Below are 24,949 nucleotides of genomic sequence, written 5' to 3'. Positions count from 1 at the left end.
TTAGGCTATAACACAGCAGGTTTTGTCTACACAATCCATGCGCAGTGGGCAACCCAACGGTATTGCAAACATAAAAGCCAAATATTAGCCAATGATTAACATAAGTTTAAATAAACTGCATCAACCGTAAAAAACACGGTATAAAAATTAATTATCCTCGATTATGGAATTTTGAATTTCCCGGCATCACTACAAGAATAAATAGCTAATTGTGCAGCGAATTAACAGTATATTCTCTGCCCTCACCTACTAAAAATAGAAAGATGAAAAAGATCATAGTTGCCCTTTGCATAATTTTGGTATTTTCCAATGTGGATACGAAATCTCAGATCAGAACTACACGCGAAATACCAAGCTTAAAAATTAAAGATGGCGATGGCCAGCAAAACAAGGTGATATTGGCAGACCTAAAAATAGCTGTCGTCATATTCGGAAATATAGCCAAAACGACGATGACAATGGTCTTTGATAACAAGACCGACCGCGATCTCGAGGGCGAACTGACATTCCCTATGCCTGAAGGTGTCTCCGTGAGCGGCTACGCCTTAGATATCAACGGCAAATTACGACAAGCAGTTCCAGTCGATAAGAATAAAGGAACCGAAGTATTTGAAAGTATAGAAACACGCCGCATTGATCCGGGTTTATTGGAAAAAGTCGAAGGAAATAATTTCCGAACTCGAATTTACCCTTTACCAGCGAATGGGAAGCGTACCGTTCAGATTAGCTATTCAGAAAATCTGACCACAACATCGGATCAGGCTCGGTACTACCATCTACCCTTAAACTATAGTTCCCCCATTGAAAACTTCGCATTGGATATTCATGTCTTTCAAAATACCGATAAGCCAGATTTCACCGAGAAACCAGACGGTTCTTTGGCTTTCTCACAGTATAACAGCAATTACACAGCTTCTTTACATAAACAACAGTTTAAATCCCAGCGAAATTTAGTTCTTCAACTGCCGACAGGCAACAAGGAAGCATCTGGCCTATTTCAGGAAAATGGGGATAAAAGCTTCTACTTTCTTGCCAATGTAACGGCAAACGCGACAAAATCTACTCAAAAAAAATGGGGGCACAGTATTGGAATTATATGGGACCGCTCGCTCAGCAGTAAAAATAGAGATATAGAAAAGGAACTCGCCCTATTAGATCTCTTTTTTAAAGAAAACCCCAATATGACTGTCGATCTCGGCTTATTGGATATCCGCTTTGTAAAAGGTCATACGTTTCAGGTACGACAAGGTAATTGGAATGATCTCAAAAACTACATCAAAGGAATTGACTACGATGGCGGCACAGACTATAGTCAAATAAAAACCGGTGTAATACAGGCCAACAATTACCTGCTGTTTAGCGATGGCCTTTCTACATTTGGTCAAAGTAAAATCAACCTTGACAATCCAGTTTATTGCATTACTTCGTCCAATGGATCGGACTACGGTGTCCTAAAACAAATTTCCCAGAAACATCTTGGAAAGATGATCAATTTAGCCAATACCTCAACAACTGAAGCGTACCACAAGCTAAATACGATAGACCTTATTTACCTGGGGATAAAAGAAAAAAATGATTTTGAGGAAGTTTATCCTCAAAAAGGCACGCCAGTACAAGCCAATTTTTCTCTCGCAGGCGTAGGGAAACGCCCGGGATTAAAGCAGATCACCGTACTTGTAGGAGATGGGCAACAAGCACCGCAAGAGATTAGTATAGCGCTACAGCCTGACCATGGTGAAATTGACCTACAGCAGATCTGGGCACAAAAGAAAATTGAAGCGTTGGATCTTCAATACGAAGACAATCGTGAAGAAATTGAAACGCTTGGCAAACAGTTCGGTATTGTTACCCGAAATACCAGCCTGATTGTACTGGAAACCACAGAAGATTACGTACGTTATGCAATAACTCCGCCCGCCGAATTGCTTTCCGAATTCAATCGGCTCATCAAAGAAGAACATATAGAAAAGGAAGAACGTGTAGCAGACTTGTTGGATCAGGCTCAAGACATTACCAAACAGCTTCAGTCCTGGTGGAATACCGATTTTCAGCAAAAAAAGAAATACCCAACGCGTAAAAGATTGATTTCCATCCCTGACCTTGCTGTTGCCGAAGAGACGGCTACCGGAGTTGTTCCTGCTACACCTATACCGTCGCGTCCTTCAGCTAGCCCTGCCGCGACAGCACGAGCCGAAGAACTCAGGTCATCAGCTGCCGCTAGTGAAAAAAGAGTGGTCGCCGAAGGCAATTCAAATACCGCCAAAGCTGTTACCAGTGAATTGGCGATGGCGGCATCTGATGATGTTCTTCAGGATTTCGCTGTTGTTCAATCCTTAGAAGAACGCCTAGCTGGCATACAAACGACAAGCAGCATCAACAGCATACATGGAAAAATAAGCATCCCTGAAATTAAAGAAGACCAAGCCTATTTACAGGACCTTAATCAATCCAAAGATCCTTACAAAAGCTATCTCCAACTTCGGAATCAGTATATGGGAACGCCAACTTTTTATTTCGATGTCGCAAACTTCTTTTTCAAAAGAGGAGATCACAACAAAGCCTTACTCATCTTAAGCGCACTTGCAGACTTACAAATTGAAAATGCAGATCTCTACAAAACCATTTCCTATAAGTTACGGGAATGGGGAGATTACGACAATGCACTGTTCATTACTGCAAAGGTATTAAAATGGCGTCCCATGGATCCACAAAGCCACCGCGATTATGCCCTCGTTTTACAAGACAAAGGTATGTTTAAGGAGGCGCTAGAACAATTATATGGGATTTTGACCCAGAGCTACTCCCCAGAAGCAGCCGATCGCGATGATGGTATTGAAGAAACATTGGTCATGGAAATCAATAATCTCATTAAAGTAAACAAAGCTGCAAGCTCCAAAGTTGCCGTGAACAAAAAATTGATTGCTGACCTACCCGTCGACATGCGTGTTGTCATCAATTGGAATTCACGAAACACAGATATCGACCTTTGGGTAACTGATCCAAATCAAGAAAAATGCTTCTATAGTAATCCAGCCACAGCCATTGGGGGCCGACTCAGCAATGACTTTACTGGTGGTTATGGCCCTGAGCAATTTTTATTAAAAAAAGCTTTAAAAGGAAAATACAAAATTGAAGTTGACTTCTATAACGATGATTCCCTTACTTTAGCAGGACCTGCAGCGGTAATGGCCGAAATTTACACCTACTATAGCAGTGGCAAGCAAGAACGAAAAATCGTTACGATCTATCTTGACCGCAATAAAGAGCGCAATATTGGGATTGGCGAATTTTCATTCCAGTAGATGAGCAGAGACAGAAGGTGTCCAAAAAGACAAATCAAACCCTTTAAAAATTGCATCTATGAAATGATGCTTTAGGGGAAAGGTATATAACCACATGAAATCGGGGCTATCCAAAAAGATTGGATAGCCCCGATTTCAATTAATGCAATTTACGAATAACAAGATCTTTTTGTCTATTCTCTAATTTCGTTTTGACATAAGGGTAAGTGAATACTGCTCCCAAAACGATACAAGCGCCAAGATAAAACCCACCGCTCATGGTCTCCTTTTGTCCAAATATCAACATCGCCAACAGAATACCATAAACAGGTTCCAGATTTGTTGTCAGCGCAACAGTAAAAGCAGATAATTCCTTCATGACAGCAACCCCCATAACATAGGCCACCGCCGTACAAACCACACCTAACAACAGCAGATAAATTAAATCTTGCTGTCCCAATTTCATTTCAGCATTGAAATCTCCTGTAAACAACATCAATATGCTGATCCAGAAGCATGCCCCCATCATCTCATAGAACGTAATCAAGGTCGGGCTCGATTTTTTAACCATGCGCGCATTGGCGATAGAAAATATACTCGCGCAAAACGCACAGCCAAGCCCTGCCAATAGACCAACAAGATAATGTGTTTCAAAAGAAAAGATCGTATAAATACCGATGATAATGACCAAACCAACAACAATATCCAACAGCGCAATACGCTTTTTATTCACAATAGGCTCCAATATTGCTGTAAATAAGGTCACAGCGGACAGCGTAACCAATGTCACCGATACGGTGGATACTTTAATTGAATAAAAAAATAATACCCAATGCAGCCCAACAACGGCCCCCACCATAAAAAACTGGAGAAATTGTTTCCGCGAAACTACAATCGATTGTTTAGTTACCAAGAAATAGATCAACAGCGCGATAGACGCTATTGCAACACGATACCACACTAAATGAAGGGCAGATACGGAAATCAAGCTACCCAAAATTCCGGTAAATCCCCAAATAAGTATTGTTAAATGCAGAATTAGAATATTCCGATTTAATTGAATTTTAGTCATATTCTCTAGAATACATTTGTATAGAAATGATGAGCAATACCTATTATTTCCCTTTATAAGGCAGGCTCACTGAAGTTATTGAAAACTAACAAAAAATTACTTTGGCGCTTTTATCGCCAGGTATAGTGCTACCAAAAAGAAGGTAACATTCGGAATTAATACGGCTATCAACGGTGGCAGTCCCCCTTTCAAAGAAAACATAGTCGCAAACTGTATAAATACGATATACGTAAAACTTAGCGCGATACCAATACCAAGACTCAATCCTATCCCCCCACGCACTTTCTTGGAGGACAGTGCCACACCCATCAAGGTCAATACAAAAGCTGAAAATGGATATACGTAACGCTTGTATTTCTCCAGTAATAAATCGTTCATGACTCCGGTTCCCCTGATCTCCTCCTTATGGATACGAATATTTAATTCGCGTGTATCCATAGCGGTAAACATATTATCACGTACTTCAAAATCAGAAGGTTTCATATCCAAGGTTGTGTCTTTAACAGCTCCTTTGTCCATGCGTTCATGTAGTCCATTGATAATACGATTGGTATACCCTTCGATCTTCCATTTTGTCGCCACCGAGTCCCACGTAATACGATCAGCCATCATTTTCTCCTTAAGGGTATCCCCTTTGAAAATTTCAAGTACAAATCCGTAGCCTGTTTTGGTAGAATTATCAAAGTTGTCTATATAAACATAGCTGTTTTTGTCCAGTTGCATATGGGTAGAAACCCTCGAGTTATCCTTAGGTGGCTTTACATAGATATTTTCAAAATCAACCTTCATCTTATTGGTCTTCGGAATAATAAAGATGTTAAATACCAAAGAAATGGCAAAGATTAGGGTTGCAGCGATCATGTAGGGACGAAGCAAACGGTTAAAGCTATATCCGGCACTGAGAATCGGGACAATTTCGGTTTGGTCTGCCATCTTTGAGGTAAAGAAAATAACCGCAATAAAGTTGATCAGCGGACAAAGAAAATTTAGGTAAAAGGGAATAAACCCTGCATAATACTCAAAAATAATCTTATCGAGGGGAGCATGATATTTTAAAAAATCATCCAATCGTTCGGACACGTCAAAAACCACCATGACAACAGTAAATATTGCCATAGTGAATAAAAAAGTACTTAGATACTTTTTGATGATGTAACGATCGATTAACGACAGCATTTTTTTAACTTGAGCTATTTAGTTTTACAAACGTTGATCCAATATTTTCACCATTTTGTTTTTCCAATCGTAGAAAGTTCCATCAATGATTCGCTCCCTAGCCTGATTCACCAACCAAAGGTAAAAATGTAAATTATGTAAAGAAGCAATTTGTGCTCCAAGAATTTCCTGCGATTTAATCAAATGTCTTAGATAAGCTTTCGAATAAAATTGATCTGCCTGCAGATCACTCTCCGCTTCTATTGGTGAAAAATCATCTTTCCACTTTTCATTTTTGATATTGATAATACCATTCTGTGTGAAAAGCATACCATTTCTAGCATTACGGGTTGGCATAACGCAATCGAACATATCCACCCCTAAAGCAATATTTTCAAGGATATTTACCGGTGTACCTACCCCCATGAGATAACGTGGCTTGTCATGTGGTAAGATATCACAGACAACTTCGGTCATCGCATACATTTCTTCCGCCGGTTCGCCTACCGACAATCCACCAATCGCATTTCCTTCGCGGTTAAACGAAGCGATAGTCTCCGCAGATTTTATCCTTAAATCTTTGTAAACAGATCCTTGAACGATTGGAAACAAAGTCTGGTCATATCCATAAAGCGGATCTGTACTATCAAAACGATCCACACAGCGTTTCAGCCAACGATGGGTCATATCCAAAGAACGACGTGCATACCCATAATCACATGGATAAGGCGTACACTCGTCAAATGCCATAATGATATCCGCACCGATAATACGTTGTGTATCCATGACATTCTCTGGTGTAAATAGATGTTTTGATCCATCAATATGGGAACGAAAGGTAACCCCTTCTTCTTTGATTTTACGTACTTCGGTCAACGAATACACCTGATAACCACCGGAATCCGTTAAAATAGGTCGATCCCAACCATTAAATTTATGCAGCCCGCCCGCCTTATTCAACACATTCAATCCGGGACGTAAATAGAGGTGGTACGTATTACCCAGAATAATCTGCGCTTCAATATCGTTCTTCAATTCATGTTGATGAATTGCTTTCACTGTACCTGCCGTACCAACAGGCATAAAAATAGGTGTTTGAATGGGACCGTGTGCAGTTTCGACAACACCTGCACGTGCTTTTGACAATTTATCTTGTGCTTGTAGCGTAAATTTCATTAATATTTTTCCTCTGAGACAATTTCTATTTTAAAGGATGATTTGCCATGGACATGGCGATATCGGCATTTGGTGTAAAAAATTAAAAACTCATTTTCAGTCAGTTGTAACTTAAAAAGTCGTTATAGCTTTTCTAATTTTCACCCAAGCTCGGATTCATCCCTAGAATACGTTGCAAAAATACTATAAAAAGATTTGCAAACAGGATGTTTCAAAAATAAATTATCATTTTTCCCCTATAAAAAAGTTGCGGAAAGCACTTATCTTTGTGAGCTATGCTTGACCTTCACGTATTTTTGGCCAATCTTCCATATATTGCTTTCGGAGTATTGGGTCTTTTCCTCTTGATACAATTGTACTACATCTTATTTGTATATAGCAAATTGAGTGGTTATCAAATTGAAACTGTACAAGAAGGAACTGAATTCCCACCGCTGTCCGTTATTATTTGTGCACACAATGAACAGGATAATATTCGGGAATTCCTCCCGAGTGTACTGAATCAAGACTATCCCAATTTTGAAGTCATTGTGGTCAATGACTTTTCGACTGACAATACGCCCTGGATATTGCATGAGTTCGAAGCAAAATACCCCCATTTAAAGATTGTGGATATCAAAGAGCATATTCGCTTGAAACATGGTAAAAAGTTTGCCGTTAGTATGGGTATCAAAGCGTCAAAGCACCAGATACTGGTGTTTACTGACGCAGATTGTGCACCACAATCCGATCAATGGCTCAAAGAAATTGCAGCAGCCTTCAGACCAGAAACAGAAATTGTACTTGGCTATTCTCCTTATTTTAAGCAAAAAAGCTTGCTAAATCTATTGATTCGATTTGAAACCAGCCATACGGCCATGAGTTACTTTGCCTATGCACTAAAGGGAGATGCCTATATGGGAGTAGGACGCAATATGGCTTACAAAAAAGACCTTTTCTTTCGTAACAAAGGTTTTGCAGCCCATATGCATATTAAGTCTGGCGATGATGATCTTTTTGTCAACCAAAATGCAAATCCGACCAACGTTAACATTGCACTGGCAGCCGAATCCATTGTCTATTCGGAACCCAAAGCGACCTGGAGGAGCTATTACAAGCAAAAAGCAAGACACTCAGGAGCCTCTACCATTTACAAAAAGCGACATCAGCGCATGCTGGGCACGCAGCTGGTATCAGCCGTCCTTTTTTATGTCGCCCTTATCGCAACAGCAATTGCCTTTCCAATGTACTGGTATGTTCCTGTTACAGCCTACCTCCTAAGGCTGATTGCACAATGGATAATATTTGCCAACATCTATAAAAAACTAGAAGTAAAGGAACTCATTTGGTGGCTACCTTTGGTAGACTTCATCTACTATTTCTATATTTGCATCAATGGCATGTTCAGCAGAAAAAAGAAAAAAATAAGCTGGAAATAATTCACTTTTAAAACATTAAGCTTTGAATCCAACAGTTGATATCATCTATAAGTATTTTCCAAAATTAACGGATATTCAAAAAGAACAGTTTGCAAAACTTGCCGACCTCTATACATTTTGGAATAGCCAAATCAATGTCATTTCACGTAAGGACATAGATAGCCTCTACCTGCACCATGTGTTACACTCGCTAGGTATCGCTAAATTTGTTCAAGAGCTCACGCCAGGAACACAAATTTTGGACGTGGGAACCGGCGGGGGCTTTCCAGGTATCCCAATGGCCATTATGTTTCCTGAAGTCAAATTCCATTTGGTCGATTCTATCGGCAAAAAAATAAAGGTCGTACGCGAAGTTGCTGCTGGACTGGGTCTCCAAAATGTTGAAGCAGATCATATCCGCGCAGAACAACTCGACGACAAGTACGATTTTGTGATATCACGAGCTGTGACAAGACTTGGAGAATTTACGCCTTGGATACAGAATAAATTCGCAAAAAAAGATAAAAACGGTATTCCTAATGGAATTCTTTACTTGAAAGGCGGAGATCTCACCGAAGAGATCAAAGAATCTAAGCTCAAAGCAGAATTACACCCGCTTTCCGGTTACTTTAAAGAAGATTTCTTTGATACAAAATACCTGGTATACGTACCTATGTAGTTAAAGTTTGGCATTACCCATAGGAAATTGAAGTCGCCTATGGATAATGTCTACAGAATCCAGGTAGTTCGTTAAACACAGATGGATATAAGCAATCTTCTCATACCGATCATTCTCACGAAGCCACTTTAAGGAAGGCTCATAGTATATTCTAAATTTGCGCAGAGAATCTCCCGACAACTTACTGTATTCCTGAGTCAGCGGATACCATTCCTCGCGAATCAGATCCTGTTGGTATTCTTTTTCAAACTGACGTTGAAGCTTCCGCGAATTTCGTCCCTTTCGACTGAATTTATTGTAAAGCTTGTTCAGATTGACCGCAATTCCTCCCTGGTGAGGCAAGGTCACCATATTTTTCGTATCACCCCAGAAAAAGATCGACTTATACTCCTCCTTTTTTTCTTCCCATTTATCCGCTGCTGATTTACGCTTGATCGAAACAGTATCCAAACGTAAAGTATCTTTTTGACTGCCTTTTTTCGCAATGGTATCCTGATGATAAAATTCCGTTGGATAGGCAAAAAGCCCCTGCCTATTCAATGAGAAATAGACACAGAAAAATAATAAAGATAGAAACCCAATACGAACCATATTTATAATTGACAAACTAAAATAACCAACTATAAATAAAATTAAAAGTATTTAACTATCTTTAACTTAGAGAACTAAAGACCTAATTCTTTTTTAATTTCTAGGCCAATCAGATTGATCTCTTCATCCATACCGAACATAGGAAGCTCCGTTTCTGGGTTCAGTTTCAGCCAGTTTGTATCATTGTCTTTAATAATTTTTACGTATTCTACACCATCTTTAAAAATAACATACGTATCTTCTTCCTCAGGGAAAACAGAATAAACTATATCCCCCAATTCAATATCAAAAGGTTCTTTCATTTCCATAGTTAAAATATCATTAATCGCTCAAAGGTACCAATTCCTCATCTTCTTTCCATAATCGACCAATATTTCATTCCTTGAGATTTCAAATAAGCTTAGGAAAAGCGCAATCATGCCATAGCAATCCAGAGATTTTATAGTAGGCACGCGATTGCCTTCGATTAGGAACTTCGTTATTGCATTAAAAACACCATATGCCTAAGCGATTCTAACAAAAAGTACGACAGCTACTTATATTTTTCCTATATTTAGATAAACCCAATTATGAAACTAATTTATCCCATAGCTTTGACGAAAATCAAGGGCATTGGCCCTAGAACAGCGCGCAACATCATTGACCAAGGTCACGAGTTGGCAGACTTATTTGCTTACTCAAAAAAAGATTTGATGCAAATTCTTGGGATACGGGAATCGATCGCAGAAGCCATACACAATAAAAGCTATATGTCTGCCTGTGAAAAAGAACTTGCTTTTATCGAAAAACATCAGATACAAGCGTTATGGCTGGAAGACCAGAATTATCCAAATAGGCTACGACAATGTGAAGACGCTCCGCTTGTCGTCTATTATAAAGGAAATAAACCACTTAACAACACCAAAGTTATCAGTATCGTCGGTACTAGACATGCAACCTATTATGGCCAGAAAATATGCGAAGATCTGCTAGAGGCTATGAATGGTTCCAAAGACACCTTAATCGTAAGCGGTCTTGCTTATGGTATTGATGCTTTAGCACATCGCAACGCACTAAAAAATAATATTCCCACCGTTGCTGTATTAGGGCATGGTCTCGATCGCATTTACCCGGCATCCCATCGTGAACTTGCCACAAAAATGCTAGATCAAGGAGGTTTATTGACAGAATTTACATCCAACACATTACCTGAACGCAGTAACTTCCCTATGCGCAATCGCATTATAGCCGGTATGGCGGATGTCACCATTGTTGTAGAAGCTGCAATTAAAGGAGGTGCTTTGATTACCGCCGAAATAGCCAACAGCTACAATCGCGATGTATGTGCCTTTCCAGGAGCCGTTTACGAAAAAAGTTCTGAAGGCACCAATTACCTCATCAAAACCAACCGTGCGCATATGATTAGAGGTCTTCAGGATCTGGAATACCTCATGAATTGGGAAATCAGTACAAAAGCTGTTGGTCAACAGCTTAGCCTTCCTTTGACATTGACAAAAGATCAACAACTCCTTTTTACGCTCATTCAGCAAAAGGGACAATTAGAAATAGACCATATGATTGACCTCACAAAATGGCCACAAAGTAAATTGGCCTTAATCCTATTGGAACTTGAAATGCAGTCACTCATTCACAGCCTACCCGGAAAACGCTATAAAATAGTCGGACAGACCGAAATTCAAAAGAATTAGCTCTTTTCCGATCATGCAACAGCGCCGAAATGCCGTTTGGAGCGCAATTAAAATGTACATTTATATCCAACCAAAAACCAAAAATTAATGAACGAAAACAATACAAAAAGCATCTGGAAAGTCATCGGAGCCTCCTCCATGGGAACGCTTATTGAATGGTATGACTTTTTCATTTTTGGCAGCCTATCCATTGTAATTTCCACCAAATTCTTTCCGGCAGAAAATCCAACTGCTGCTTTTCTTTCAACCCTAGCCACATTTGCTGCAGGATTTGTCGTCCGGCCATTTGGAGCTCTATTTTTTGGCCGACTAGGCGATATTATCGGTCGAAAATATACGTTTATGGTAACTTTAATGCTCATGGGCGGCGCAACATTTCTCATCGGTTGCATCCCCAGTTATGAAAGTATCGGTTTTTGGGCACCGCTGCTCGTGTTGATCCTTCGTCTCTTGCAAGGTCTTGCCCTAGGCGGAGAATATGGCGGTGCGGCAACTTACGTCGCCGAACATGCTCCATTGGGCCAGCGGGGCTATTGGACATCCTGGATACAAACAACAGCTACTTTTGGCCTTTTCATATCTCTGGTCGTCATCCTCCTTACCAAAGGCTTTCTCAGCGAATCACAATTTGATTCCTGGGGATGGCGGCTTCCCTTCCTCCTCTCTTTAGTCATGGTATACGTTTCCTATCTTATTCGTAAGAAGATGAAGGAATCACCCGAATTTAGCAAGGCCAAAGCGGAAGGGAAAACAAGTACAAATCCGCTAAAAGAAAGTTTTGGCAACCGCTACAACCTCAAATTTGTGCTGCTCGCGCTATTTGGTGCAGCCATGGGGCAGGGCGTTGTTTGGTACACCGGACAGTTTTACTCGATGAGTTTCATGAAAACGGTCATGCACCTTCAATCTGACCAGGCCGATACCATCCTCGGCATCGCCTTACTCTTGGGAACGCCATTTTTTGTCGTATTTGGGTGGCTTAGTGACAAAATTGGACGAAAATGGATCATGCTTGGTGGGATGTTACTTGCCGTATTGACTTATCGTCCGATTTACGAATCCATGTACCAACTTTCCAATACCGAACAGAAAGTCAAGGTGAACGAAACAACGGAGAACCCTCATGGATTACAAACTGCAGAAACCATTTCCATCATCAAGACACAATATGAGGACCAGACGGAAGTTACAACAGCCAGCATGATTCATCAATCCGGTAAACTGAAAGGGCAGCAAACAACCAAAACCACAGTCCATATTGCAGGCAAAAACTATATGCTGCTCGTCCTGCTGATCTTTATACAAGTGATTTATATTACGATGGTGTACGGGCCCATTGCAGCATTCCTTGTTGAACTGTTCCCCGTAAAAATCCGCTACACATCCATGTCCTTACCCTATCATGTTGGCAATGGAATATTCGGCGGACTCCTTCCGGCTGTATCGACATACTTAACGACAAATGCCGAAGCATCAAATACCCCGCAATTCTATCTTGCAGGTTTGTGGTACCCTATTATCATTGCCATTGTATGTTTTATCATAGGCAGTATCTATATCAACAACAAATCAACTCCCGCAACACATGAATAATCTCAAAAAATTCCTCGGCATACTTTGGATCGTTTTAGCATTGTTTACTGCTTATTTTTCCATTTTTGAACTGGCCCTGCCAAAGATATCAACGGGACATCAGGAAGATCTCGTTTTTGGAATCATTATCCTGTGCATTTTGACCCCCATAATCTCCATTGGACTCGGTTTATTTGGCTATTATTCCCTATTGGGTGAATACAGCCAAGAGAAAATGTAATTCCAAAAATGAGATCGACTTTGAATAGGCAAAATTAGCCGATTATGCTTATTCAAAGTCGATCTTCCATACGCCAGATTATGCAACTTTCCGACATTTTGAAAAGAACATTTACGGCAAATGGACTTCGTCAAGCGCTTTTTTCACGCCATTTTTAGCTGTTTTACACAAATACCAAATCTACTCCGCCATAAATTGGTGCTATGAAAAGATATCAAATGCAATTTATTACCATGATAATCAACCGAATAAGATAAAAAGGTGTTTTTTCTTTCCTAAAACTGTTTTTTTTTCTACTTTTGTGGCGGGTAAGTCTTCTACGACCAGCTCCCATTGACTCCCCCAGGTTGGGAACAAAGCAAGGGTATTTGGTTGAGCGGTGCGATAGGAGTAGCTTACCCTTTTTTTATGCCCATTTTTTTTGACTAATCCGCTGGTCTGAAATTCAATTCTAACCTAAAAATCAACCAAATATCTTATATATCCCAATTGTTACCCCCAATTTCCCTATTTATAGAAGCCCTGTTACACAAGGCGTTTTAATCGCTTGGCATGTACATTCAACACAATTATAATTGTATATAAAAGCAAATTTATATAAGTTTGTAATCGAATAAGAACTATCGTATGAGTTGGTTTAAAAGAGAAAAAGCTGGTATTAGCACAGCTACCGCTAATAAAAAAGAAGCACCTGATGGTATGTGGAACAAATGTCCTACATGTAAAAAACCATTGTTGCATCTTGAACAAGTAGAAAACGACTATGTTTGTCAATATTGTGGCCACCACTTAAGAATTGGCTCCAAAGAATATTTTTCAATTTTATTTGATAATAACGAATTCACAGAACTATTTCCTAATCTAAATTCTGGTGATCCATTAGAATTTTTCGATTCAAAGCCATACCCTGAACGTTTAAAGGAAAGTCAAGCCAAAACAGGTCTTAAAGATGCTTTACGTTCTGGCCATGGAAAGATGAATGGTCAAGATATCGTGATCGCTTGTATGGACTTTAGTTTCATCGGCGGATCAATGGGATCTGTCGTGGGCGAAAAAATCGCGCGTTCGATAGATTACTGTATTGAGCATAAAATTCCATTTATGTTAATATCCAAATCAGGTGGTGCACGGATGATGGAAGCCGCATTTTCATTGATGCAAATGGCTAAAACTTCGGCTAAATTAGCGTTATTGGCAAAAGCAGAACTTCCTTACGTTTGTTTATTGACCGACCCTACTACAGGGGGAGTTACAGCATCTTACGCGATGTTGGGTGATATAAATATCGCAGAACCTGGTGCGTTAATCGGATTTGCCGGACCCCGTGTCATTAAAGAAACAATTAAAAAGGATCTTCCAAAAGGATTCCAGACTTCGGAATTCGTGCTCGAGCATGGATTTTTGGATTTCATTGTCGACCGTAGACAGTTAAAAAACCAAGTGGCTACCTACCTTAAATTAGTGGGATAATCATTGTCAGGATATAAAAGAAAGCGGTGCCAAGAATATTCTTGGTACCGCTTTCTTTTTTCGCCCCATAACTGTTGTGCCTGCGACCTCTTGTCGGATATATAGAACGTATAAATCAACCGTCTTTTTAAAGATATCGCCAAAAAGCCCATATTTTTCTTTTGGACAGATAATCCGTTTCACCCTCCTTCTCATAAGCTTCCCGCTCAAACGAAATACGCCGGTACGCTTTATCAAAATCCCGAAATTGAATAAAATGAACGGCAAATTCAAGAAGATACCAAACATAGAAAAAGAGAATACCTAATTCAAGCGCTTGTCGCAAATGTATACGCTCATGACGAATCAAGTCGTCCTTCTGTTTAAAAAAAGTACTTTTCAGAAAGATAAAAGGATAAATAGTAATTGCATTAGCTTTTCCAAAAGAGAAGAAATTTGTCCAAAATTTGCTAACTATGATCATATAGGATGTCTAGACCGTTTTCAAACGACTCAAACTTAGAAAAATTTACCTTTATACACAATTATTATTGGCGTCTTATGAATTGTACTATATATCTATCGTTCAGTCCTTGATTCGATAAGAGATCGCAAAAATTTCTTTTTGAATAGGAATTTTTATTAAGTTTGCTATAGATTAATTGTGAAGATATGCCGTACAAAGAGCGTGAAATAAATAAATTGTATTATACAATGGGAGAAGTTACAGAAATGTTTGATGTAAATGCATCCCAGATACGTTTTTATGAGCGTGAATTTGATATTCTACAGCCTAAGAAAAATAAAAAGGGTAATCGCTTATTTACGCAAGAAGATATTGCCAATTTAAAGATCATCTTCAATTTGGTTAAAGATAAAGGTTATACACTACAGGGGGCACGTGATTACCTGCGTGACAACAAATCTGAGGCAAAAGAAAATCAACGTGTTGTAGATTCATTGGAGCGTTTGAAGAACTTTCTTCTTGAAGTTCGTGATTCACTATAGCATTGAGAAAACTCTTATAAAACTCCCGAAACGGAACCATTACATCATATTCGCAGTGTTCATGGGATCCATTTCAGTAACGAAATCCATTCGACTATACAGAAGTAGCGCAAATTTCTGGACCCATTACATGGGAACCAAATGTATCCACGATCGCTTTGCCATCACACCATATATCATCCAGCTTTCAAAGCTCAAAAAAGATTAAAGAAAACCCCATCTAACGCTCGTTCAGTTCTATAACCTCAAGATTTTCAATTTTATCTTTGTTGATATCAAATCGCATCAATGTCCTCACTTTATGCCAACCATGCTTACCCGCTGCACCTGGATTGAGGTGAAGGCATTGAATCTTAGGATCGAAGATAACCTTTAGAATATGGGAATGTCCAGTAATAAATAATTTCGGCGGATTTTTCATCAATTCCCCTTTAATACGTGGGGTATATTTCCCGGGATAACCACCAATATGTGTCATAAAGACGTCCACTTCCTCACATTTAAACCTCAAATCTTCTGGAAATTGTAAACGAATTTCTTGACCATCAATATTACCATAAACTCCGCGCAGCGGTTTAAAAGCCGCCAACCGATCTGCAACATCCACATCACCAAAATCGCCTACATGCCAAATCTCGTCGCAGGCTGCAAAATGAGTAAATACCGCTTCATCTAAAAAAGAATGTGTATCTGAGAGTAATCCGATCTTTGTCATCATTTAAAAAGCTAAAAAATAAGGTGCCAGGGCCGTGCGATATGCTTCTGAATAAATACCTTTAGCAGCATAAATAACAAACTCACGTACTGCAACCGACTCAACAGGCCTCCGTTCAAAGGTTACGATCTTACGTAGCACCGATTCTCCTTCAAAGGAACTTATCCGAACTTCAGTAGAACAATGTAAACCTCTTTCTGTAGAAATACTGACTAAGGTATCCGCTAATGCCGCTGGAAGGATAAGGATTAATTTCCCCCGATTCGATAAGCATATAGAGGCGAAATCCAACAGTTCAAAGAAAAAATCCAGATCCGTATGTCTAGCCAGTTTCCTCCGTTCATCCGGATTATGCAACGAATCCGTATAAAAAGGTGGATTTGATACAATCAAATCATAATTTCCTGTTGTATCCAGTTGCTGAAAGGAACTAGCATGTAGCGTTAGGCGTTCACGGAAAATGGAATTGCGAAAATTTTTATCCGCCATCAACGCAGCCAAAGCGTCGATTTCAACAGCTTCTATCTGGCTATTCCCAAGACGCTGAGCCAACATCAAGGCAATGACTCCAGTGCCTGTGCCCACATCCAAGACACGTTCTACAGGTTCTATCTCCGACAATGAAGCCAACAAAACACCATCTGTATTGATCTTCATCGCACAGTCAGACTGATCAACCTCAAATTGTTTAAACCGAAATATCGACGCCATACGCCAAAGATAAAACTTTTAGGACCTTTGGCACAAACAAACCCATGTAACCTGCGATTTATTTGCTAATTTAGTCAGCAACAAATCTATATAAGCCATGAATATCCGTCAGCTTGCTCTTATGATATTGATTATGAGCTGTGTCCTTCCCACAAAACTATTGTATGGACAGGAAAATTGTGAACGATATACCGTTGAGACACTTCCCCTTTTGACGCAAGCCTTAAACAACAATGACTTTGACAAAATTGACCCTTTACTTAATAGTATACAGGCAAGCTGTGGTATCAATGAATTTGTACAACGGTTACGCATTCTTATGCAAATCATTGAAAAGAAAAATAGTACTGCAGCGATTGACCTCTATTGGAACAGTCAATTTGATAAAAGCTTTCTACAAAGACTGGATGCGGCAGACCGGGACGATTTCTCAACGCAATACGAACAGCATAAGGAAAAATACAATTTTTACCCATTGCGGCATCCACTGGATGGCCTCATCAAAGTAAGGGCACAAGCACTCCTTGTTTCTGACAGTTACACGTTAACGGATCAGGAAAAAGATATTTTACAGCTTTTTTCAGATACTGACGTTTCCAGTGCCGTGCAAGGCCGACAAGCTGATGAACAAGATAATCAACAGCCATTTCCAGCACCCAAAGTGTACAGAGATAGACAAAAAGCCAAACTTGGCTATGTTCCTTCAATCGGCGTAGTCACCCCACTTGGTGGAGCCAACAAAATTTTCGGAACCAACGTAAGCTTTGGATTTATGCTGATGAGCTCGCTAGAAAGAAAATTTATTTTTGAAGGTGGCTTCAAGGTGCGCATCAACTCAAACGACCGCAATATTGATTACAATTACGATGGCTCCAATGTTTCGGTCAATTCTTCAGCGACCGCATTTATGGGCGGTGCTGTAGGTTACAAAGTTTTTGACAACGACAAATTTATACTGATTCCAAAAGGTATCCTTGGCATAGATATTACAGATACCGGCATTACAGAAAGCGCTTATTCCTCTGGTTATTATGATCCGGATGGTTATTATTATGATGGTGGATACACCGATCGTATGGTAACCATCAATAATGTGCACTTAGGACTTGGTCTCGCATCCCTATTTCGCATGAAAAACCAAAAGTACATTGGTTTCGAACTCGGCTATCATTACGCGCCTTATGATGCCAGCAGTAAGGTATTGATCCCAATACAGGCGAATTACGGAAGCTTGGAACTATTTTTCAGGTTTTAAGCAATAGCCCTTCAAAAACTTTCATGACTTCGCAGACATCAACAACAATGAAAGCGAGCTCAAGGTTCTCTCTGACCAATAAGATCAGGCACTTTCAGAAAAAAATACGCCAGATGATGTTCTGTTTTAAAAAACATGATCTGGCGTGTTCAAATCGAAGAAAACAAGTCCCACTTGAGATCAGGTGTACAAGTCCAAAAGAAGATTTAATTCTTTAGCAGGCGTTGTATCTCATCCAGCTTCATTAATGCCTCAACTGGAGTAAGCGAATTAACATCCAGATTATTCAGCATATCCCTGATCTTATTCAAGACAGGATCATCAATGGAAAACATTTGCAATTGGTAGGCCTGTTTCTGAATCTTACGCATACTATCCTTAATCTGCTCCCCACCAGTTCGCTCCTGCTCCAATCTTTTCAGGATCTGGTTGGCACGATTCAGCAACTTTTGTGGCATCCCCGCGAGCTTTGCCACATGAATACCAAAACTATGTTCTGAGCCTCCTGGAACGAGCTTCCGCAAGAAAATAACTTTGTTATTGACTTCCTTCACCGTCACATTATAATTTTTAATACGATCCAATGAAGTTGTCAGCTCATTTAATTCATGGTAATGCGTTGCAAACAATGTTTTTGCTTTGGCTGCGGGATGATTGTGTAAAAACTCAGCAATAGCCCAAGCAATAGAAATACCGTCATAGGTACTTGTACCACGACCGATTTCATCTAAAAGAATGAGACTACGGTCTGATAAATTATTCATGATGCTCGCCGTCTCATTCATCTCTACCATAAACGTAGATTCTCCAGAAGAAAGATTGTCAGAAGCACCCACACGGGTGAAAATTTTGTCAACCAGACCGATCTTTGCTTCTTTTGCCGGTACGAAACAACCAATTTGCGCCATCAACACGATCAATCCAGTCTGACGGAGTAACGCCGATTTACCGGCCATATTAGGCCCCGTAATAATAATAATCTGTTGAGTCTTTGGATCCAAGAACGTATCATTGGTAATATAGTCCTCGCCTATTGGCAGGTTTCTTTCAATGACAGGGTGTCTTCCGCCTTTAATATCCAAGATCTTGCTCTCGCTGATTTCAGGCTTTACATAATAATTTTTCTCTGCTACAACCGCAAAGTTAAGCAACACATCCAGCTTAGCAATCAGCTGTGCATCGAGCTGAATAGGTTTGATATATTCAGCAATGGAAAGCAATAAGTCTGCATATAATCTATTCTCCAGTGCTTGGATCTTCTCCTCAGCACCTAGAATCTGTTCTTCATATTCTTTCAGTTCCTCCGTAATGTAACGTTCAGCATTCACCAGCGTCTGTTTACGTATCCACGTCGTAGGAACCTTATCCCTATGGGTATTGGTAACCTCCAGGTAATAACCAAAGACATTATTGAATGCAATTTTCAAGGAAGGAATTCCAGTGAGTTCAGCTTCCCGTTTTTGAATCTCAAGCAAATAATCCTTACCGCCAAAGGCAATTTTACGCAATCGGTCCAATTCGGGATCAACGCCATCAGCAATTACGCTACCCTTATTGATTGCCACTGGGGGCTCGGCCTGAACCTGCAGCTCTATTCTTTCTCGGATAACTGTACAAGCATCCAATTGCTCCGATATGGTCTGTAGCGCGTTGGCATCTTTACGATCTGTAAGTTCCTTCAACTTTTCTATCGCATATAAAGCCCGTTTTAATTGCACGATTTCCCGCGGATTCGCTTTTTGTAGTCCTATCTTGGAAATTAGGCGTTCAAGATCCCCCACCTGCTTGATCTGACCAATCAACTCATCCCTTAAATTGCGATCAGCAACAAAGAAATCCACCACATTCAATCGTTCCTGAATACTTTTCTTGTCTTTTAACGGCATCACAATCCAGCGCTTGAGCAAGCGCGCTCCCATTGGACTGGATGTATGATCCAATACATCAGAAAGGGTTACAGCATTTTCATTCAACGAACCGATTAATTCCAAATTGCGGATCGTAAAGCGATCCAGCCACATAAAACGATCTTCTTCGATACGCGAAAGCGTAGAAATGTGTTGTAAGTTACGATGCTCGGTCTCGTTTAAGTAATGTAAAGCTACACCGGCAGCAACAATCCCCGCAGGCATACGATCAACACCAAATCCTTTCATCGACGAAACCTCAAAATGCTTCAATAATGTTTCTGTAGCATAGTCTCCCGTATACGGCCATTCGTCAAGAAAATAAGTATAATAATGCGACCCAAACTGTTCTACAAAATCCTTGCTCTGTTTTTTGGAAAGAATGACTTCCGTTGGCTTAAAACCTTGAAGCAATTTATCGATATAGGTAACACTTCCCTGAGCAACCAAAAATTCACCTGTTGAAATATCAAGAAAAGAAATACCGATCCGCTCTTTTTCGATAAAGATTGACGCTAAATAATTATTCGATTTCTGCTGAACAATATTGTCATTGTAGGAAACGCCAGGGGTAACCAACTCTGTCACACCACGCTTAACGATTGTTTTTGTCGTCTTAGGATCCTCCAACTGATCACAGATCGCCACCCGTTGGCCGGCACGCACCAATTTTGGAAGATAGGTCTCCAACGAATGATGAGGAAAACCAGCCAATGCGGTTTCCGATTCCGAGCCATTACCACGCTTCGTCAAAACAATGCCCAAAATCTGGGCAGCTTTGATTGCATCCTCACCAAATGTCTCGTAAAAATCGCCAACACGGAACAACAATAACGCTCCAGGATACTTAATCTTGATCGCATTATACTGTTGCATCAATGGGGTCACTTTCTTTTCTTTTGCCAACTTGTAAATCAATTTTTATGAAGCGTAAAAATAGGATAATATCGTCGCTTTGGCAAACGATACACTCAACTTCTCGACAAAATCATTTCCATTAAACAAGAATATAAGCTAAGTTTGTATCCGAAAAAAATTAGTCATGGCCATCAAAAGATCTGGTAAACAAAATACGTCCAGCAAACAACAAAATACCTTCAAAAAAAAATCCTTCAACCCATTGAAGTCCATAAAATCTCCGATCCTGCGCATTGCGACACGGGTAGTGCTCTATTTTATTGGTATTTCACTCTTTTGGGTCATTAGCTTAAGGTTCGTCAATCCTCCCATCACCTGGTTGATGATTCAACGTGGGTTTGAACTAAAAGAGCAGGGCAAAGGATTTAAACTGGAAAAAAACTGGCTGGATTACGATGAACTTTCGGACAACTTAAAATTAGCAGCCATTGCAGGAGAAGATGCCCATTTTATGACACACTGGGGATTCGACATGCAAGGAATTCAGAATGCCATCAAAAAAAATGCACAAGGAAAAAAATTACGTGGTGGAAGTACAATCAGTCAGCAGGTAGCCAAAAATGTATTTCTATGGCCAGGCCGTTCGTGGTTGAGAAAAGGCTTTGAGACCTATTTTACAATTCTAATTGAGACCTTTTGGAGTAAGAAAAGAATCCTCGAAGTTTATCTCAATGTGATTGAAATGGGACAGGGAGTTTATGGTGCCGATGCGGCAGCTTCGTATTATTTTAGCAAAACAGGCAGCAATCTTTCAAAAAAACAAGCCGCATTGATTATAGCCATACTGCCAAACCCAAGAGAATGGGATGCCCGTAACCCTTCTGCTTATGTCAATAGACGCGCAAATGCGATTGCAAAATACATGCACCATTATACCATTCCGGAATAAGCCAAGCAATTGTCCGCGACAAATCATCGTTCCTAAGCGTAACTTAAAGCCGAAATCGTATTTCTATTTTTTGCTCAAAAAAATGCCCCAAATAAGTGTCTAACTTTTTGGGGCATTTTTAGTGTTACTATGAACTTTATTGAATGACTGTGCTTGACTTATTTAAAAAGTCGTTTATGCCAGCTTTGATGGAAGGGCACTGCCCAAGCATTCTCCATTTGATGTTCATGGGTAATGGTATTATCAAATACTAAGGTATTATCATTGATGGTACCGTCTGCCAGTAGCTTCTCAAATCCGTCACGGTTAACCACGCCTATTCCTTGATCCCCTTTATACGCAAATTGCATGCGATCAAATAATTGAATACCGTATTTAGATTCAACTCCTTTTAAAAATCGAACCGAACTATCAATAGAACAACCTGATGCAGCCGCGACATCTTCGTCCACTTTAAGGATGATAAAAAGATTATCCCGCAATTCTGCGGAAGCAGAAAGTGGTTTTCCATGTACTTTCCACTGTTCAGCAAAAGCTTCTAGGTCAGTAACAATCTCTTGTCCCTCTGCTGCCGTTAGCAGACGATCTGCCTGATAAATCCAGATACGCTTCATATGCAAATGATTTTTTAAAGATCCATCTAGCCGATACAAATCAACTGATTAATCCGATACTGTTTATACTCCCGGATACATGGAATATAGTCTCCATCGCATCCGATTTCATTTAATTATTAAACCAGATTAAACAACTCGAATCCGGCGTGCCATTGTATTTCATCACAATACCTTGACCCTCAAATCTTACCACTAACCAATATAATACGGAGAGATCATCAAATAAACGATCACCCCGGTAACAGCTACATAAAGCCACATGGGATAAGTAATACGGGCAAGCTTTTTATGACGTTCATAAGAACCCGATATGCCTCTAACAAATGTAAAGAGTACAAAGGGGATGATGATAATGGAAAGCAAAATATGCGTGATCAGGATAAAGAAATAGATCGGTCTCAAAATTCCCTCGCCACCATATTTTGTTTCGATTGAAGTCATGTGATAAGCAACATACATCGCCAGAAAAGCTAAAGAACAAGCAATGCACAATTTTATTAAACGTTCGTGCAATGACTTATTCCCTTTCTTTATCGCTGCTACCGCCCAAAACAGCAATACAGCGGTAATCCCATTGATAGCTGCGTAGATCGGGGGCAAAAATGTTAGTGGCTTCACATCATAACCCAGCTTTTGTAAATTCACCGTAAAGAGGATAGCAACCACTATCGGTATAACGATAGATAACAACCAAATCCATTTACTGTACTTTTTCTCTTTATTCAGACTCTCTTCCATGATATAACTATCTTTTTTGTTCTATTGTTGCTGGATGGTTTCGGATTTCCTCGACCAATAATAATTTAATTTCATCTTCCAGGCGGTCGACATCTGTCTTTACGTTGATGTCATATATCCCTCTTATACGTCCTTTTGTATCGAGTAAAAGATAATTAGAGCCAATAATGAATGGTTTATTGCCATCATTGTTGACAAGCGCGTCCTGCAATAGACTTTCTTTAGCAAATTTAAAGATATCAACAGAAGGATCTGTCACAAAAAACCAAGATTTGGTCCAGGGTTTGTAAACTTTCGCGTATTTCGCTAATACATCAGGTGTATCATAGGCTGTATCAACCGTGATAGAATACAACTTAACTTTCTGATTCTGAATAAACCGATTAGCAATTTGATCTAATCGCTTAATCATTGTCCTTGATAAGGAAGCGTCCCTAGAATACATCAGGTGGACTACAGAGAGTGTTGTATCATTGTCCAACAAATGCACTTTCTTACCATCGTAATTCACAAAATCAACAGGCGTCACTGTATGGTAGATGGTATCGGGAATATCACGTCCCCATTTTCGATGTGTTGTTCCCGGCACTTCCTTTTTCCCAAAAATTGGTAAGGAGGTGTAGCTATTCGAACCGCTTTTATTTAGTATAAAATATAAAAATCCCGGCAGTAAAAGAATTACTGCCAGGATCAATATAGTTTTAATACCTTTCTTTTGTCCAGTATTATTATCCATTATCCACTTTATCTATTTATTTGGAAACAATTGATGCTCTTGAAAAGCACCTGCCAAGAAACCTCCCTCAACCAACATCAGGACAATAAAATAAATAATAAAAATAAAGACAATTGCAACGGTAACAATGAAGCTCGACTTCTCGAATTTCAAGTGCATAAAGAATGCAACGATATAATAAGCTTTAACTAAAGTAAGCACGATATAAATAGTATTTACTAACGCCCCTTTAGTTAGAATTTGCCAATGGTGCACAAAGCCCAATGCAATTAAGAACTCCAGACAAGTAAGCGCTAAAAGCACTCCAAATACTCTCCAGATGGCTTTTTTATCCATCCCACCTTCGTGAGCATGCTCTCCATGAGCGATATTATCTTGATATTGTGACATAGCTATCTAAAATTATTTATTGCGTAATTAGATTAAGTAGAAGAATGTAAATACAAATACCCATACTAAATCCACAAAGTGCCAATATAAACCTACTTTTTCGATCATTAAGTAAGAACCACGGTTTTCAAATGTATTATTTAAAGTCATGCATAGGATGATGATATTTAAAATAATACCCACAGTAACGTGGAATCCGTGAAAACCAGTAATTGTAAAGAACAGGTTAGCAAATTGCAACGCTGAAGTATAAGAAATATCATGCGTAAAATATGGCATCAATGCTGTTTTAATGGCATCACCTTCCAAACCTGTCGCAGGGTTTTTACCAAACCAGAAACCCATGTGGTGTAAGTGAGTCCACTCGATAGCCTGACAACCAACGAAACAGATACCGCCCAAAATAGTCCAAAGCATCCATTTAACAACTTCATTCTTTTGATTGCGGTGACCAGCTTCCACGGCTAAAACCATAGTTACCGAAGACATAATCAAAATAAAGGTCATTAAACCGACAAATACCAACGGTTGACCATGCTCTGCAATTCCAGGGATAGATTGGAAGATCTTATCTGGGTCAGGCCAAGTTGGATGAGAAAAGCGTTGTGCGCCATAATAAACCAAAAATGCCGAAAATGTGAAGGCATCCCCTACCAAGAAAAACCACATCATGATTTTTCCATACTCTAAGTTCCAAGGTGATTTTCCACCATTCCATGGACCAGTTTTTACCTTATCCAATTGCGATACTGTTGTACTCATTG

24 protein-coding genes and 1 other RNA gene are annotated in these 24,949 nt (G+C 39.7%); 11 read left to right on the top strand and 14 right to left on the bottom strand.

Going from position 1 to position 24,949, the window contains the following annotated elements; translation table 11 throughout:
* Window positions 1-263 precede the first annotated feature (263 nt).
* Entirely contained in the window at window positions 264-3,302 is a 3,039-nt protein-coding gene (locus B3P16_RS15470) for a VIT domain-containing protein (protein ID WP_286843474.1), read from the top strand.
* A 139-nt stretch (window positions 3,303-3,441) separates the two neighbouring features.
* On the opposite strand, the gene B3P16_RS15465 is transcribed toward B3P16_RS15470, so the two are convergent.
* The 3 genes from B3P16_RS15465 to tgt all read right to left on the bottom strand — a co-directional run bounded on the left by B3P16_RS15465 (window position 3,442) and on the right by tgt (window position 6,684).
* Window positions 3,442-4,353, bottom strand: a complete 912-nt coding sequence (locus B3P16_RS15465; RefSeq protein WP_286843473.1) for a DMT family transporter — start codon at window positions 4,351-4,353, stop codon at window positions 3,442-3,444.
* A 96-nt stretch (window positions 4,354-4,449) separates the two neighbouring features.
* Complete coding sequence (locus B3P16_RS15460; protein WP_046674188.1) at window positions 4,450-5,526, bottom strand: LptF/LptG family permease; 1,077 nt, start codon at window positions 5,524-5,526, stop codon at window positions 4,450-4,452.
* A gap of 27 nt (window positions 5,527-5,553) precedes the next feature.
* On the bottom strand, window positions 5,554-6,684 hold the full coding sequence (gene tgt, locus B3P16_RS15455) for a tRNA guanosine(34) transglycosylase Tgt (RefSeq protein ID WP_070560679.1): 1,131 nt from the start codon (window positions 6,682-6,684) through the stop codon (window positions 5,554-5,556).
* A 275-nt stretch (window positions 6,685-6,959) separates the two neighbouring features.
* Here tgt and B3P16_RS15450 point away from each other — a divergent pair, with 275 nt between their 5' ends.
* Together B3P16_RS15450 and rsmG are read left to right on the top strand one after the other, a co-directional pair.
* A complete protein-coding gene (locus tag B3P16_RS15450; protein WP_286843472.1) occupies window positions 6,960-8,102 on the top strand; it encodes a glycosyltransferase in 1,143 nt (380 codons plus the stop codon).
* 22 nt (window positions 8,103-8,124) lie between these two features.
* A complete protein-coding gene (gene rsmG / locus B3P16_RS15445) occupies window positions 8,125-8,760 on the top strand; it encodes a 16S rRNA (guanine(527)-N(7))-methyltransferase RsmG (RefSeq protein ID WP_070560683.1) in 636 nt (211 codons plus the stop codon).
* On the opposite strand, the gene B3P16_RS15440 is transcribed toward rsmG, so the two are convergent.
* Window positions 8,761-9,351, bottom strand: coding sequence for a hypothetical protein (locus B3P16_RS15440; RefSeq protein WP_286770793.1), 591 nt, complete (start codon window positions 9,349-9,351; stop codon window positions 8,761-8,763).
* Between the two features lie 74 nt (window positions 9,352-9,425).
* Window positions 9,426-9,659, bottom strand: a complete 234-nt coding sequence (locus tag B3P16_RS15435; protein ID WP_070560687.1) for a hypothetical protein — start codon at window positions 9,657-9,659, stop codon at window positions 9,426-9,428.
* Between the two features lie 261 nt (window positions 9,660-9,920).
* Between B3P16_RS15435 and dprA the strand changes: the two genes are divergently transcribed.
* The 5 genes from dprA (at window position 9,921) to accD (ending at window position 14,322) form a co-directional block, all read left to right on the top strand.
* A complete protein-coding gene (gene dprA, locus B3P16_RS15430) occupies window positions 9,921-11,039 on the top strand; it encodes a DNA-processing protein DprA (RefSeq protein ID WP_286767335.1) in 1,119 nt (372 codons plus the stop codon).
* A gap of 87 nt (window positions 11,040-11,126) precedes the next feature.
* The gene (locus B3P16_RS15425; RefSeq protein ID WP_286843471.1) at window positions 11,127-12,632 is read left to right on the top strand and encodes an MFS transporter; all 1,506 of its coding nucleotides are present in this window, start codon (window positions 11,127-11,129) and stop codon (window positions 12,630-12,632) included.
* A complete protein-coding gene (locus tag B3P16_RS15420; protein WP_286775278.1) occupies window positions 12,625-12,852 on the top strand; it encodes a DUF6814 family protein in 228 nt (75 codons plus the stop codon). The genes B3P16_RS15425 and B3P16_RS15420 overlap by 8 nt, the downstream gene beginning before the upstream one ends.
* Window positions 12,853-13,158: 306 nt before the next feature.
* Window positions 13,159-13,256: signal recognition particle sRNA small type (ffs, locus tag B3P16_RS15415), an RNA gene on the top strand.
* A 223-nt stretch (window positions 13,257-13,479) separates the two neighbouring features.
* Window positions 13,480-14,322 (top strand): acetyl-CoA carboxylase, carboxyltransferase subunit beta, encoded by an 843-nt coding sequence (accD, locus tag B3P16_RS15410; RefSeq protein WP_070560696.1) that lies wholly within the window; start codon window positions 13,480-13,482, stop codon window positions 14,320-14,322.
* A 127-nt stretch (window positions 14,323-14,449) separates the two neighbouring features.
* Here accD and B3P16_RS15405 read toward each other — a convergent pair whose 3' ends face one another.
* On the bottom strand, window positions 14,450-14,785 hold the full coding sequence (locus tag B3P16_RS15405; protein ID WP_070560697.1) for a hypothetical protein: 336 nt from the start codon (window positions 14,783-14,785) through the stop codon (window positions 14,450-14,452).
* Between the two features lie 188 nt (window positions 14,786-14,973).
* Here B3P16_RS15405 and B3P16_RS15400 point away from each other — a divergent pair, with 188 nt between their 5' ends.
* Window positions 14,974-15,309, top strand: coding sequence for a MerR family transcriptional regulator (locus tag B3P16_RS15400; protein ID WP_046674120.1), 336 nt, complete (start codon window positions 14,974-14,976; stop codon window positions 15,307-15,309).
* Window positions 15,310-15,529: 220 nt separating this feature from the next.
* Here B3P16_RS15400 and B3P16_RS15395 read toward each other — a convergent pair whose 3' ends face one another.
* Complete coding sequence (locus B3P16_RS15395; protein WP_286843535.1) at window positions 15,530-16,024, bottom strand: metallophosphoesterase family protein; 495 nt, start codon at window positions 16,022-16,024, stop codon at window positions 15,530-15,532.
* Between the two features lie 3 nt (window positions 16,025-16,027).
* The gene (locus tag B3P16_RS15390) at window positions 16,028-16,735 is read right to left on the bottom strand and encodes a tRNA1(Val) (adenine(37)-N6)-methyltransferase (RefSeq protein ID WP_286843469.1); all 708 of its coding nucleotides are present in this window, start codon (window positions 16,733-16,735) and stop codon (window positions 16,028-16,030) included.
* Between the two features lie 97 nt (window positions 16,736-16,832).
* Between B3P16_RS15390 and B3P16_RS15385 the strand changes: the two genes are divergently transcribed.
* Entirely contained in the window at window positions 16,833-17,990 is a 1,158-nt protein-coding gene (locus B3P16_RS15385) for a hypothetical protein (protein ID WP_286843468.1), read from the top strand.
* Window positions 17,991-18,196: 206 nt separating this feature from the next.
* On the opposite strand, the gene mutS is transcribed toward B3P16_RS15385, so the two are convergent.
* The gene (gene mutS / locus B3P16_RS15380) at window positions 18,197-20,803 is read right to left on the bottom strand and encodes a DNA mismatch repair protein MutS (protein WP_286843467.1); all 2,607 of its coding nucleotides are present in this window, start codon (window positions 20,801-20,803) and stop codon (window positions 18,197-18,199) included.
* Window positions 20,804-20,939: 136 nt separating this feature from the next.
* Between mutS and mtgA the strand changes: the two genes are divergently transcribed.
* On the top strand, window positions 20,940-21,704 hold the full coding sequence (mtgA, locus tag B3P16_RS15375) for a monofunctional biosynthetic peptidoglycan transglycosylase (RefSeq protein ID WP_112373813.1): 765 nt from the start codon (window positions 20,940-20,942) through the stop codon (window positions 21,702-21,704).
* A gap of 158 nt (window positions 21,705-21,862) precedes the next feature.
* Here mtgA and B3P16_RS15370 read toward each other — a convergent pair whose 3' ends face one another.
* From B3P16_RS15370 to B3P16_RS15350, 5 genes are all read right to left on the bottom strand, one after another.
* Window positions 21,863-22,318 carry an ABC transporter ATPase gene (locus tag B3P16_RS15370; RefSeq protein WP_286843466.1) on the bottom strand — a complete coding sequence of 152 codons (456 nt, stop codon included), beginning with the start codon at window positions 22,316-22,318 and terminating at the stop codon, window positions 21,863-21,865.
* Between the two features lie 195 nt (window positions 22,319-22,513).
* A complete protein-coding gene (locus B3P16_RS15365) occupies window positions 22,514-23,059 on the bottom strand; it encodes a DUF420 domain-containing protein (RefSeq protein WP_286770789.1) in 546 nt (181 codons plus the stop codon).
* 7 nt (window positions 23,060-23,066) lie between these two features.
* A complete protein-coding gene (locus B3P16_RS15360; RefSeq protein WP_286752310.1) occupies window positions 23,067-23,795 on the bottom strand; it encodes an SCO family protein in 729 nt (242 codons plus the stop codon).
* A gap of 12 nt (window positions 23,796-23,807) precedes the next feature.
* The gene (locus B3P16_RS15355) at window positions 23,808-24,185 is read right to left on the bottom strand and encodes a cytochrome C oxidase subunit IV family protein (RefSeq protein WP_112373816.1); all 378 of its coding nucleotides are present in this window, start codon (window positions 24,183-24,185) and stop codon (window positions 23,808-23,810) included.
* 27 nt (window positions 24,186-24,212) lie between these two features.
* The gene (locus B3P16_RS15350) at window positions 24,213-24,947 is read right to left on the bottom strand and encodes a cytochrome c oxidase subunit 3 (RefSeq protein WP_046674128.1); all 735 of its coding nucleotides are present in this window, start codon (window positions 24,945-24,947) and stop codon (window positions 24,213-24,215) included.
* Between the last annotated feature and the right edge of the window lie 2 nt (window positions 24,948-24,949).

Source organism: Sphingobacterium sp. UBA7631, from assembly GCF_002483935.1.
Taxonomy (GTDB): Bacteria; Bacteroidota; Bacteroidia; order Sphingobacteriales; family Sphingobacteriaceae; genus Sphingobacterium; species Sphingobacterium multivorum.
This window is presented reverse-complemented; position numbering and strand designations above follow the sequence as displayed.